Below are 12,167 nucleotides of genomic sequence, written 5' to 3' on the forward strand. Positions count from 1 at the left end.
CCCCCGCCGATTTTGGTAGATATTGCAACCGGGCAAGACAATTGCACCTGGAAGCACACTCTTATTCTCATGCCGGCAAAAAATCCGGAACATTATTCACCTTCGGATAATTGTCTGTAAAGGTTGCCCATTTCAATAGCTCCCACAGCCGCTTCCCATCCTTTGTTTCCAGCTTTGGTGCCTGCCCGCTCAATTGCCTGTTCAATCGTGTCAGTTGTAAGAACACCGAAGATAACAGGAACACCGCTTTGCAATGCTGTGCTTGAGACCCCTTTAGCCACTTCGCCGCTGACATAATCAAAATGCGGAGTTGCTCCGCGGATCACTGTGCCAAGGGTGATGACTGCATCATATTTTCCGGATTGGGACAGCTTTTTAGCTGCCAGAGGGATTTCGAATGCTCCAGGAACCCACACAACTGTCACATCTTCTTCGCTTACTCCGTGGCGCTTGAGTGCATCTTCCGCTCCGCTTAAAAGCTTGCCCGTAATGAATTCATTAAAACGCGATACTACAATGGCCATTTTTAATCCTGTTCCTACTAAATGTCCTTCGATTACCTTTTTCATCTCTAATCGCTCCCTTAAAATTGTAATAAATGCCCAAGTTTTGTTTTCTTTGTTTTTAAGTAATTTTCATTTTCAGATTTGGCAGGCATTTGAAGAGGAACCCGTTCGGATACCTCCAGCCCGTAACCGCCCAATCCAGCAATTTTGCGGGGATTATTGGTTAGCAGACGCATTTTTTTTACTCCCAGATCCCTAAGGATTTGTGCACCTACCCCATAGTCGCGTAGATCGTCCTTAAATCCGAGCTTATGATTTGCTTCAACTGTATCGTAGCCCTCTTCCTGCAGCTTATAGGCTTTCATTTTATTGATCAGTCCGATGCCGCGCCCTTCCTGTCTCATATATAAAAGGATTCCCCGGCCTGCCTCTTCAATCTGTGCCAGCGCTGCTTCAAGCTGCGGCCCGCAGTCACAGCGGTTGGATCCAAATACATCTCCAGTCAGACACTCCGAATGCACACGAAGCAATACTGGTTCACGTTCATCGATTTCTCCCTTTACAAGAGCTACATGGTCTTTTCCATCGACAGTGTTTGTATAGCCTACTGCTTTAAAGTCTCCAAATTCTGTTGGAAGCTGTATCTCCACTTCCCTTTTGACAATGGAGTCATGCTTCAATCGATACTCTATCAATTGCTGAATAGTAATCATTTTCAAATCAAACTTTTCAGCCACTTTTTCCAGATCATCCACTCGAGCCATCGTTCCATCGTCTTTCATTATTTCACAGATTATCCCGGCTGGTTCAGCACCTGCAAGACGTGCCAGATCGACCGCGGCCTCAGTATGGCCTGCACGCCTTAAGACTCCTCCTTTTTTGGCCACTAGCGGAAAAACATGTCCCGGCCGTGAAAAGTCTGCAGGTTTAGCGTCGTCCTCAAGCATTTCTTTTATCGTGAATGCACGCTCAAATGCACTGATGCCTGTAGTGGTTTTTACATGGTCAACACTGATTGTGAAAGCTGTTCCATGACTGTCAGTATTCACTTCTGCCATTGGATTCAGTTCCAATTTTTCAGCCAGTTCCTCAGTGATAGGTGTACAAATCAGGCCTCTGCCTTCTTTGGCCATAAAGTTGATCGTGTCCGGTTTCGCATATTCCGCGATTGCAAGGAAATCCCCTTCATTTTCCCTGTCTTCATCATCACAGACAATGATGACTTTTCCTGCTTTTAAATCTTCTAATGCCTCATTTATATCACTGAACATGTTTGATTGACCCTCCTTTTGCTAATTATAAGAAGCCGTTCTCCTTAAGGAATCGCTCTGAAACTCCTTCTTTAGGCGATGAGGTTTCCTGCTGCCTGTTCATGAAGGAATATAGATATTTAGCCAGCATATCGAACTCGAGGTTAACAATGTCTCCCGCTGCTTTGAAGCCGAGTACCGTTTCACTTGCTGTGTGGGGAATGATCGAGACAGTAACAGTATTGTCTTCATTGCCGAAAACAGTCAGGGAAATCCCATCCACGGCAATTGATCCCTTCATGATAAGCAAATGGCTTAATGCAGGAGGCACAGATATTTGTATATAAATGGCGTTTTCACTCGCTGTTTTTTTTAGAATCTGACCAGTTCCATCAATATGCCCTGTCACAAAATGTCCTCCAAAGCGGCCATTTGCCGACATCGCCCTCTCCAGATTGACTTTTGTTCGTTCTTTAATGGCAGAAAGCGAAGTACTTTTGAATGTTTCAGGCATAACATCTGCTGAAAATTCATTTTTCGCAAATTCCGTAACTGTAAGGCACACGCCGTTTACCGAAATGCTGTCCCCCAGTTGAACATCTGTTAAAACTGTGGATGCCTGAATTGTCAGTTTCATGGCCTTGCCTTGCTGAACCACTTTTTTTACTGTTCCCAGTTCCTCAATAATTCCAGTAAACATTACTCCTTGGCCTCCCTCAGCGGTTTTGCGGTAATTCTAAGGTCTCCGCCAATCTTTTCAATTTCTGTGAATTCCAGTGCAGGGGCATCTTTTACATAGCTGGCACCATCCCCGCCAATAAATGGAATCGCCTTATTGCCCCCGATAATTTTAGGAGCCATATAAAGGATTATCTGCTGAAAGAAACCGCTATTTATAAATGAAGCATGGATCTCTGATCCGCCTTCAACAAATAAAGTCATGATGTTTCTTTCACCTAAATTTCTTAATACTTCTTTAATCGGCACCTCATTAGCAGAAAAAGAAAAAACTTCAGTATTATACTTCTTTAGCTCTTCTGCCTTTGACCGATCTATTTCGCAGCCGGTAAAGATTATGGTCTTTACAGACTGATCCCGGATGACATTTGCGTCAGCGGGAATTCTCAGATTTGTATCTAATACAACTCGAATGGGATTTTTTCCGCCTTGGGGCAGCCTGGCGGTTAAAAGGGGATTATCGTGAATGATCGTATTTACACCTGTAAGTATTGCGTCATGTTCATGCCGTAGCCGATGCACATCCTGCCTGGATTCTGGAGAAGTAATCCATTTGCTGTCACCGGTTTTTGCAGCTGTTTTTCCATCAAACGATGAAGCTGCTTTAATGGTTACATATGGTGTCTTTGTTTTTATAAAATGGAAAAATGGTTCGTTTAGGGCATCTGCTTCCTCCTTCAATAAGCCGGTCACCACTTCAATCCCGGCATCCTGCATTCTTTCAATTCCTTTGCCGGAAACTAAAGGATTCGGATCGGCAGAAGCAATAAAAACCCTATTAATTCCTGAATTAATTATTAAGTCTGCGCATGGCGGAGTCCTGCCAAAATGGCTGCATGGCTCAAGCGTGACATAAATATCAGCACCTTTAGCCTTATCGCCAGCTGCAGCAATCGCATGGACTTCAGCATGGGGAGTTCCTGCTTTCAGGTGAGCACCCATCCCCAGAATTTCACCATTTTTAACAACAACCGCACCCACCTGCGGGTTAGGACTGGTTTGGCCTTTAGTGGCCGCTGCCAGGCTGATGGCTAACTTCATATATTCCTGATGGTTCAAATTATCTGGTTCCTCCTTCCCTTACAGTTTCTCCAAATTAAGTTTGAAACGGCAAAACCCCGTACACCAGCAAGGTGAAACGGGGCAAAATCACATGACGAAATAAGCGTTTAAAAAAGATTTTTTTGAACGCAGCACTATAATCATTCCTTCTCCCATCCAGACTTTCACTGTCGGCTTTGGAGTTTCACCAAATCCACCGTTTTCATTAGAAAAGCGCAAGCGCCTTGTTCACCCCCGACAAGCACAAGACGAGCCTCGCAGAAAAGGCGTCTTTTGCCTTTTTGGGAGGATTGGCTTGTGACCTCGAGGGGGTAGGCGCTGGAGCTAGACAATCATTAGAAAAGCGCATGTTCCTGCATCTCTGCTAATAAAACCGGGTCACGGACTAAGAGGGCGTACCCTCATCACCGCCGGTTGGGAATTTCACCCTGCCCCGAAGGAAATCCTATTCTATTATAAGAATCTTACCATGAATAGTCGGAATATACAAAGAGAATTGTTTATAAAGAATTGAAACTTTTGCTTTAAACTGACGTATAGGTAATTATAGAAGAAGGAGAGGAATTTAAATATGATTGAACCGAGGGAACTTCTTATAAATGAACTAAAAAAATGTGAAGAATGGGAAAAAGACCAAGGTGATTTATGGTTTTGGGAGAAGCTAGGAAGACTCCCTTTTAAGTTAATTGATAGATTCACACCGGAGTTCATACAAAAAAAGGTTGGAGTGATTCTTGATGAGCTTGGCACATATATTCAATCAGGAGGAAGATATTTAAGTTCAGCTTCGGCGTTAAAGAACTATTATCCTGAACAAAATATTCATACCTTAGAGGATGTAGAAAGCCTGCCCATATCAAAGATGGATGAAGCCGCTGGAAAGCTAAGCTCAAACCGTAAAAGAACCGCTGCATTGCAAGGTGCCAGTACTGGGGTTGGAGGGATTTTCACCCTGACGATTGATATCCCTCTTCTACTTGGCATTCAGCTAAAAACCCTTCAGGATATCGCGATTTGCTATGGCTTTGATCCAGCTGATAAGAATGAAAGAATGTTCATCGTAAAAATTCTGCAATTTGTTTCCAGTGACATTGTAGGAAAAAAAGCCATTCTGCAGCAGCTTTCCATGTTTGGTTCTAAAGAAGCAGGAGCAAAAAGGGAAGTCGTTTCCGAGCTTCAGGGGTGGAGAGAAGTTGTGTTTTCTTACAGGGACCAAATTGGCTGGAAAAAACTTTTTCAAATGATCCCGATAGCCGGACTGCTGTTTGGGGCTTTCATAAATCGCTCAGCCGTAAATGATATTGCCGAAGCAGGCATTATGCTATACCGAAAAAGAGTAATCGTTAATCGTCTGCACCAGAATATGATTACAGAAATAAAACCGGAGAGCTGACAATGGCTCTCCGGTTTTATTTATGGAAGCTTTTTGATTTCCTTCTCCATATACTCTTCATTTAAAGCTCCCAAAACTTTCTCTCTAATAACACCATCGGAATCAATAAAATAGCTTGTAGGATAGGCCATTATATTATAGTCAGAACCTGCCTCGCCTTTTACATCCATAGGAATTGTAAAAGTCAGCCCCAGCTCTTTTACGAATTTCTCTGCGTCACCGCTATTTTTTTCAGTGTTTGTAAGATTGACTGCAAGAATATCGAAATTTTCATCTTTATACTTATTATACAGCTTCTCCATATGCGGCATTTCTGCACGGCAAGGAGGACACCAGCTTGCCCAGAAATTTAACAAAACTGCCTTGCCTCTATAATCGGAGAGTTTTACCGGGTTTCCTTCCATATCTGTCAGTTCAAAATCAGGAGCAAGGTTTCCTTTCTCCAAACCAACAGGCAAATCTTCAGGGTCTTCCATTTTATCGTATTTCTGCATTTGTCCGCCTTGCTCTACTACCCCTTTTTCCTTGAGAATTGTTTTGTCAACAATAAACAGCAAAACGACAATAACTGCGGCTGCGAATAGAAACTTTTTCATTCCAACACCTCTATACTGATATCCCTATATTTAAACTGAACTTATCATACTATATGGGGAATATAGAATCTATAAATGTGCACTCTGTTTTAGTGATTGCGGTAAAGAAAAAGCGTCGCAAGAATGGCATATATTCTAAGCTTTTCTTTTGCTGTCAGACCCTCCTCAAAAGAAAGTACAGGTGTATTGGGATCCCTGAACTGCTGCCCCCATTCTAGCGGCATCCATCCTTTGCGAAGGCGCGCTATCCTATTTGATTTCTCATCAAGAACTTGAAAATCCGTATGGAAAAAGGTTTTAGGAATGGAATATCGATCACAGCCATTCTCATATACCAGTTTGGATCCATCTTTTTTATTTATGATTGTTTCTTTGCAGGAGTCTTTCACAAACGAAATATCAACGCCGTTTCTATCGATTAGGATTGATGCCTCCAGATTATTGTTATAATCATAGATACCCAGCCTTCTTGGAAAAAGACGGTCCAAAAAATAAGGCAAGAACCATCTAAACTTCCACATTTTCATATCCCTGATTTCACCAACCTGCCTTCCTTCCGGATCAAAAAGCACCATTCTAAGGGAAGGAGCCGGCATAAAAGCGATCATCAAATTTGACTGGCATAACAATGAGAGAAGGGCTTGTCTGCTATTATTGGAATTTCTCTCCACTATCTCGGCCGCCCTTTGCTTATTCAGCAAGTGAATTTGATGGCACAGAAAACTATATATGATGAAAGGGATTAGAAAAAGGATTAAATTCGTCCGTTGAGATTCTTTTATGAAAATCAATAGAAAGAAAAATGGAGGTACAAGTGCGGCCAGGCTCGCATTTATTGAGATGTCAGCTGTTTTCCGGTAATATTGCTGGATATTCATCAGTATGTCTCCCCCGCTATATGTATTTCTCTATATTCTATTAAATAGTTCCAAAAAAAATGAATTTTTGGGAGGATTTTTGGAGGGTACATATTGCCGCATCTGCAAATAGTCTGTTTGAGTTATTCGTTACCATCTTTATTCGCTGATTTTCCTCCAAATAAAAAAGCTGACGGAAACTTTCCGCCAGCTCGTTTGATGGAATTACTTTAAAGCATTAACCGCATTAATTAGCCCATGGCCAGATTGTCCGTCGTATCCAGGCTTGAAGATATCTTCTGATGAAGATTGAATGATCTGCTTTACTTGTGCAGGAGAGATTTGGTCTTTCCCATGTTTTGCGATAATAACACCAGCCAGGGCCGCAACTTTCGGAGCGGCCATAGAAGTACCGCCTTTATACCCATATCCGCCGCCAGGGATTGTTGCTAATGCCAAATAAGAATTGTCTCTGCCAGCTCCAGTATTTGGATCATAGTTTGGTCCCAAGTCTCCGCCAGGCGCCATGACATCAATTTTGCCGACACCGTAATTGGAATAGAAAGCAAGATTCTTTAAAGCTCCTCCAGCAGATACACGAATCATCAATTGACTGCTTGGGCTTCTGTGTGTTGCACCGTTATCAGAACCTGACAGCTGTCCCGGGCTCTTTAAATCAACAGCGTTATTGCCTGCAGAACCAACTACAGTAACACCTTTTTGAATCGCATATTTGATGGCTCTGTTAAACATCTGCACGTCCGCTACGGTTTCCTTCGTTGTATACTCGGGATTCTGGAACCAGTCATACCCGCCAAGAGACATGTTGACAACATCCACATTGTCGTCCGCAGCTGTTATTAAGGCTTCGGCGATATGGGAAGTCGCTGCACCGCCATCAGGGCCGAATACACGGTATGCTGCTACCTTCAAGTCAGGTCCGACACCCATGGTTCTTCCTTTCGCTGCAATGGATCCTGCAACATGGGTTCCATGGCTGTTTTCATCCATTGGATCCGGGTAGCCCGGAACAAAGGATTTACCGTATGCATAATTTTCTTTTAAATCTGGATGAGTATAGTCAATCCCTGTGTCAATTACACCAACAACGATATCTTTACCGTCAGCTGTCTTTCCAGTTCCTCCTGGAAGATTCCATGATGCACCATTATTTGTTACTTGTTTGATATCCCACTGCAGACTGTTATATAAATCAGCATTATCTAATGGAAGATCTGCATCTACTGCAGGAGCTTCGGGATATATAACATTTTCAGCGCCAGCAGACAATACCAAGGAAGATTTCCTGATTTCATTAAGAAAATTAGGATTTGCTGATGAAACCTCAACAGCTCCTAATTTTTCGAGCTTATTCTCTATTTGTCCTCCAAATTTTTTCAATAGGTCTGTATAGCCTGCAGGAAGCTTTCCTTCATCTTTAAAAACGACTAAGTAACTCTTTTCAACCGTTTGGGCTTGTCCAGTGCTGACAGAACCCGCAAAAACAGCTGAGGCACATAATGCCAAACTTAATGTACCCGTTACGATACCCTTTTTGATATTCATTTTTTATTGAGACCCCCCTTATATTTTCTAATTTTCATTATATTCGAAATAAAGATATCAACAATCTTTGTATTTCGACATGCTTCTCCGTCATTTCGCAAAAAATACTACTTAAAACCCATTACTTCTTTATATATTTTAAGTTTTTCCGGGTCTATTCGCTTGATTCTCAATCAAAAACTTTACTTACTCCCTGTCAGCCCTGTCGAAAAGATAAGACTATTTCCTTAAGAAAAAACCGCATCTTATTAGATACGGTTTGACTAAAATTGATTGATTCTCTCAATGGATTTTCTTGCATCTTCATATCCTTGCAGATATAACTTTTCCAGTTTTTGAGGATTCCGCTCCATCCGGCCCACTGTTAATGGCTCCTGAGGCTGGATGACAAGAACTGTCCCATTCTTCTCTTCCTGTTCTACATAGCGGAGGGTCTCATTATAGGTCCGGCAGCGTTCCGTCAATGCTTTCTGAAGCCCAGTGTAATGCGGATATTTTCTTTTGACCATAAAAGTAAATTTAGATGGCTTTTTGGTATATCCCCTGTTTCTTGTCAAGATTACTATATTTTTTTTCAATCCATCCTGCTGAGCTTTTTTGATTGGTATAGGGTCGCTGATTCCGCCATCGAGGAGGACCCGGCTATTAAATTCTACCTCCGGAGCAATAAAAGGCAAGGAACTGGATGCTTTTAAAACCTTAAGCATATCTTTGCCATAATCTTTTTTACCGTAATACACCGGTTTACCTGTATGGCAATCAGTTGTTCCAATAACAAATTCAGACTCATTTTTATAAAACTCATCATAGTGATATGGGACAAGCTTATTCGGTATTTCATCAAAAATAAAATCCATCCCGAAAAACTGGCGGGATTTAAAGTAATTCCGCCATGAGATATATCGGGGATCTGTAACATAATCCACATTCACAATTCTATTCCTGCCCCTTTGCTTGGATAAGTAAGAAGCTGCATTGCAAGCCCCTGCAGAAACCCCAATGACATAAGGAAAGCAGAGGTCCTGTTCAAGAAAATATTCGAGAACCCCCGCTGTGTATACTCCTCGCATCCCTCCGCCTTCAAGTACCAGACCCGCTTCACTGATCACCGCTCATCTTCCTTTCAGTCTTTTAAAGCTATACTACCAAAATATTAACCTCCCATATACATATATGCCCACAAAGATAGACCATGCCATGAATTCAGGCAAGTTCCCTTCTTTTAAAGATAGCAATTGATGCAAGCAGGGAAAGCGTGATCATGACTACAGAAACAATGATGCTCGGCAGCAATTCATCCGGGAGATTACTGCCCATGATAAAAGCATTCGAATAAGCAGACAGCAGCGCCGGACTCCATTCCAGCAAATGAGGGAGTGAACTGCTCAATAGGCTTAATATGACAATGATGCCAATAGAGATAAATCCGACTGCTCCAGGCGATTTCATAAACGTATTGAACAGTATTACTACAGTTACTATAAGAGTAAGCCAGATGCCGTTAACAAAGAAGGACTGGAGAAAATCCGCAAAAGAAATAAATTCAAACAATACGCCTACATAGTACCAGGAGAGGAAATAACTCAAAAAATATGAAAACCAAATGAGAATCATAGAGCTAGCCCACTTCGCCGTTACAAACCAGGCATAAGAAACAGGTTTTACCAGTATAAGCCCCGCCACACCGCTTTTCCTTTCTCCAGCAATAGTCCCCATTGTAATTAATACAATAATAAGCACACCAAACGTATTGAACTGGCTAAGACTTGCAGCAAGCGCTTCACCTGCAGATGGGACAGGAAGCTCGATGACTGCTCCTTCCGGCAGCCCGCCAAGAGAATCAATAATCTGAGGCATATAATATAATGTCAGCGGCTCTTTTACAGCTATCATAATAAAAGTAAGCGGCACCCATATCCATTTGAAATTTCTGGACATTTCAAGCATTTCCTTTTTAAATAAAGTCATCCATTGATTCATTTTTGCACCACCTTCATGAAGACATCCTCCAGCCTGGTTCTGCTGATTTCAAACTTAACAAGCGGCAGGTTCCGTTTCATAATCTCAGTTAAGAATAGTTCTCTAGCATATTCTATATCCTCTACCAAAAAGCTCGCATACTCTCCATCCAATTTCATTGAAGAAACAGGCTGAAGCAGAGATAATTCTTCTGCATATTGCAGTGTATTCTCTTTAAAAGCCAAGTCAATTTTTGCCTGCTGATGTTTAGTTCTCAGGCCTGCCAATGTCCCTGATTCAACTAGTTCACCATTATGGAGAAATAATATTTCATCACAAATCTCTTCTGCATCATTTAGTATATGAGTTGAAAATAGGATAGCTGATTCTTTTTTCAGCTTATCCATCAGCTCCAGCACTTCTCTGCGTCCAAATGGGTCGAGTGCAGAAACCGGCTCATCAAGCATGACGAGCTTCGGACGATGGATTATAGCCTGTGCAATGCCAAGCCGCTGCTTCATGCCTCCTGAATATTTTCCAATCCGCCGATTCTTAGCTTCAGCTATACCGGTAAGTTCAAGAAGTTCTTTTGCTCTGTCTTTGGCTTCTGATTTAGAAAGACCTGCAAGCTGGCCAGCATATTCGAGAAACTCGTTGCCTGTCATCCATTCATAAAAAACAGGAAATTGAGGAAGATAGCCTATTAATCTTCGGAAATCCGCTTTTTCTGCCCCTTCAAACACGATCGCTCCTGAATCTGGCTTCACCAGGCCGGCAAGCATTTTTAATGTAGTTGTTTTTCCTGCCCCATTTGCTCCCAGAAGGGCAATACATTTTCTTTCAGATAATTGGAAGTCCAGACCTTTTATTACTTCCAGGTCCTGGAACCGCTTTTTTAGGTTTATTATGTTTACAACTGGCATTATCAGCTTCTCCTTCCAAAAATAAAGTAAATAATTGGCCCCAGCAGGTTTATAAATAAAATAATAAGAGCCCATACCCATTTAGGCCCATTTGCTTTTTCTATTTTTACCAGATCAATAATGGCAATGGCGATTAATATAAGCTGAATGATGACTATAGGTGCAAGAATTGCCCAGTTAATGCTTTCTAAAAATTCCATTATGTTGTCCTCCCTTATTTGTTATGTCATTCATATGACGTGCAAGTTCCTAAAACGTTCACTGGTAATTCAATTGTTTTTAAACAAAAAAAACGCCCCAATCCTGGAGCGCTTCAAAGTTTAATAGATAAAGAAGGGTTAATCCGTTTCTTTTTCATAAATAGACATCATATTGCGGATTTCGTTTGTTACTTGATCAATGAGTGAGGACGGCGAGAGTACCTTCGCCTGGTTACCCCAGTTGAGGAGCCATTTGACAAGACCATCACTTACAATGGCTTTTGCTGTTAAAACGAAATAGTTTTCATCAAGCTTTCTTATGTCTGCATCCCGCCCGAATTTATCAATTATCACGTTGATCAGATCGTTATGGAACCGGATTTTTATCCACTCTTCAGAGCCGGCATACATATGAAAGGTTGAGCTCACATACCTGGATACATCAAAGGGTTCATATGCAAACTGTTCTTCCGTTATATTCACATTGCGCAGACGGTCGATCCGATAATGGCGGATTTCTTCTTTAGCAAAGTAATAGGCTATTAAATAATAAAAATCATTTACCCAGGTGAGCGCCAGCGGCTTGACCCTGTATTGCCCTCCATTGTGGCTTAAAACAAATTCCTTGTTAAGATTATATCTTCCATATTGAAATGTGACGATTCTCCGCTCGGAAATGGCTTCATGCAAATCATTGATAGCCAGCCGAACCAGTTTGCTTTCACTTTTTACAGAGGAATCGATCAAAATTTCATTATGCAGCTTTTTGGCATGATGAAGGCTTGTCAGCTTCTTAATTTTCCGGATCAGCTGTTTCGTCTCATCTTTCGTAATAAAGCGTGCAGAAGCAACAGCATCAATCAGCATACGCAATTCATAAAGCTCGAATAGACGGTATTGATGGCTGTAGAACTTCGGCATCCCCTCTTTTTCCTGGTTGATGGTAATATCGAATTTCGCTTCAATCAGATGCTCAATATCGTCCCTCAGTGAGTTTTTGTTTAATTTCACATCAGGTCCATATTCCTTTTTAAAGCATTCAGTTATATCGTCCAGTGTATATTCATTTTCTTCATCAGTTTGCTCTCTTAGAATCTCCATAAGCTTGAGCATCCTT

13 protein-coding genes and 1 riboswitch are annotated in these 12,167 nt (G+C 41.7%); of the genes, 1 reads left to right on the forward strand and 12 read right to left on the reverse strand.

Going from position 1 to position 12,167, the window contains the following annotated elements; translation table 11 throughout:
* Positions 1–92: 92 nt before the first annotated feature.
* Genes ribE (A361_RS18430) through ribD form a run of 4 tightly spaced genes read right to left on the reverse strand, consistent with a single transcriptional unit; the run spans position 93 to position 3,553 of the window.
* Positions 93–569: a 6,7-dimethyl-8-ribityllumazine synthase gene (gene ribE / locus A361_RS18430; protein ID WP_019379663.1), complete on the reverse strand. Its 477-nt coding sequence runs from the start codon at positions 567–569 to the stop codon at positions 93–95.
* 14 nt (positions 570–583) lie between these two features.
* Positions 584–1,777, reverse strand: coding sequence for a bifunctional 3,4-dihydroxy-2-butanone-4-phosphate synthase/GTP cyclohydrolase II (locus A361_RS18435; RefSeq protein ID WP_009332523.1), 1,194 nt, complete (start codon positions 1,775–1,777; stop codon positions 584–586).
* A 25-nt stretch (positions 1,778–1,802) separates the two neighbouring features.
* The gene (gene ribE / locus A361_RS18440; RefSeq protein WP_009332524.1) at positions 1,803–2,456 is read right to left on the reverse strand and encodes a riboflavin synthase; all 654 of its coding nucleotides are present in this window, start codon (positions 2,454–2,456) and stop codon (positions 1,803–1,805) included.
* Positions 2,456–3,553 (reverse strand): bifunctional diaminohydroxyphosphoribosylaminopyrimidine deaminase/5-amino-6-(5-phosphoribosylamino)uracil reductase RibD, encoded by a 1,098-nt coding sequence (gene ribD, locus A361_RS18445; protein ID WP_019379664.1) that lies wholly within the window; start codon positions 3,551–3,553, stop codon positions 2,456–2,458. The genes ribE (A361_RS18440) and ribD overlap by 1 nt, the downstream gene beginning before the upstream one ends.
* Positions 3,554–3,696: 143 nt before the next feature.
* Positions 3,697–4,001: riboswitch (FMN riboswitch) on the reverse strand.
* 126 nt (positions 4,002–4,127) lie between these two features.
* Between ribD and A361_RS18450 the strand changes: the two genes are divergently transcribed.
* Positions 4,128–4,949, forward strand: coding sequence for an EcsC family protein (locus A361_RS18450; protein ID WP_019379666.1), 822 nt, complete (start codon positions 4,128–4,130; stop codon positions 4,947–4,949).
* Between the two features lie 20 nt (positions 4,950–4,969).
* On the opposite strand, the gene A361_RS18455 is transcribed toward A361_RS18450, so the two are convergent.
* The 8 genes from A361_RS18455 to A361_RS18490 form a co-directional block, all read right to left on the reverse strand.
* A complete protein-coding gene (locus A361_RS18455) occupies positions 4,970–5,545 on the reverse strand; it encodes a TlpA disulfide reductase family protein (protein WP_019379667.1) in 576 nt (191 codons plus the stop codon).
* An 89-nt stretch (positions 5,546–5,634) separates the two neighbouring features.
* Positions 5,635–6,423 carry a hypothetical protein gene (locus A361_RS18460; RefSeq protein ID WP_019379668.1) on the reverse strand — a complete coding sequence of 263 codons (789 nt, stop codon included), beginning with the start codon at positions 6,421–6,423 and terminating at the stop codon, positions 5,635–5,637.
* Positions 6,424–6,627: 204 nt separating this feature from the next.
* Positions 6,628–7,968: a S8 family peptidase gene (locus A361_RS18465; protein ID WP_019379669.1), complete on the reverse strand. Its 1,341-nt coding sequence runs from the start codon at positions 7,966–7,968 to the stop codon at positions 6,628–6,630.
* Positions 7,969–8,231: 263 nt separating this feature from the next.
* The gene (locus tag A361_RS18470) at positions 8,232–9,077 is read right to left on the reverse strand and encodes a patatin-like phospholipase family protein (protein ID WP_009332530.1); all 846 of its coding nucleotides are present in this window, start codon (positions 9,075–9,077) and stop codon (positions 8,232–8,234) included.
* 94 nt (positions 9,078–9,171) lie between these two features.
* Positions 9,172–9,948, reverse strand: a complete 777-nt coding sequence (locus A361_RS18475; protein ID WP_019379670.1) for an ABC transporter permease — start codon at positions 9,946–9,948, stop codon at positions 9,172–9,174.
* Positions 9,945–10,850, reverse strand: a complete 906-nt coding sequence (locus A361_RS18480) for an ABC transporter ATP-binding protein (protein ID WP_009332532.1) — start codon at positions 10,848–10,850, stop codon at positions 9,945–9,947. The genes A361_RS18475 and A361_RS18480 overlap by 4 nt, the downstream gene beginning before the upstream one ends.
* A 2-nt stretch (positions 10,851–10,852) precedes the next feature.
* Positions 10,853–11,050 carry a PLD nuclease N-terminal domain-containing protein gene (locus A361_RS18485; RefSeq protein WP_009332533.1) on the reverse strand — a complete coding sequence of 66 codons (198 nt, stop codon included), beginning with the start codon at positions 11,048–11,050 and terminating at the stop codon, positions 10,853–10,855.
* 138 nt (positions 11,051–11,188) lie between these two features.
* Positions 11,189–12,151 (reverse strand): helix-turn-helix transcriptional regulator, encoded by a 963-nt coding sequence (locus tag A361_RS18490; protein ID WP_019379671.1) that lies wholly within the window; start codon positions 12,149–12,151, stop codon positions 11,189–11,191.
* Between the last annotated feature and the right edge of the window lie 16 nt (positions 12,152–12,167).

This window comes from Cytobacillus oceanisediminis 2691, assembly GCF_000294775.2.
Lineage (GTDB): Bacteria > Bacillota > Bacilli > Bacillales > Cytobacillaceae > Cytobacillus > Cytobacillus pseudoceanisediminis.

What these genes read in the sequence shown, in the direction of transcription:
- A361_RS18450 (WP_019379666.1), top strand. Translation starts at nt 4,128, where the DNA reads ATGATTGAACCGAGGGAACTTCTTATAAATGAACTAAAAAAATGTGAA.
- A361_RS18480 (WP_009332532.1), bottom strand. Translation starts at nt 10,850, where the DNA reads ATGCCAGTTGTAAACATAATAAACCTAAAAAAGCGGTTCCAGGACCTG.
- A361_RS18475 (WP_019379670.1), bottom strand. Translation starts at nt 9,948, where the DNA reads ATGAATCAATGGATGACTTTATTTAAAAAGGAAATGCTTGAAATGTCC.
- A361_RS18460 (WP_019379668.1), bottom strand. Translation starts at nt 6,423, where the DNA reads ATGAATATCCAGCAATATTACCGGAAAACAGCTGACATCTCAATAAAT.
- ribE (WP_019379663.1), bottom strand. Translation starts at nt 569, where the DNA reads ATGAAAAAGGTAATCGAAGGACATTTAGTAGGAACAGGATTAAAAATG.
- A361_RS18485 (WP_009332533.1), bottom strand. Translation starts at nt 11,050, where the DNA reads ATGGAATTTTTAGAAAGCATTAACTGGGCAATTCTTGCACCTATAGTC.
- A361_RS18465 (WP_019379669.1), bottom strand. Translation starts at nt 7,968, where the DNA reads ATGAATATCAAAAAGGGTATCGTAACGGGTACATTAAGTTTGGCATTA.
- A361_RS18435 (WP_009332523.1), bottom strand. Translation starts at nt 1,777, where the DNA reads ATGTTCAGTGATATAAATGAGGCATTAGAAGATTTAAAAGCAGGAAAA.
- A361_RS18455 (WP_019379667.1), bottom strand. Translation starts at nt 5,545, where the DNA reads ATGAAAAAGTTTCTATTCGCAGCCGCAGTTATTGTCGTTTTGCTGTTT.
- A361_RS18490 (WP_019379671.1), bottom strand. Translation starts at nt 12,151, where the DNA reads ATGGAGATTCTAAGAGAGCAAACTGATGAAGAAAATGAATATACACTG.
- ribE (WP_009332524.1), bottom strand. Translation starts at nt 2,456, where the DNA reads ATGTTTACTGGAATTATTGAGGAACTGGGAACAGTAAAAAAAGTGGTT.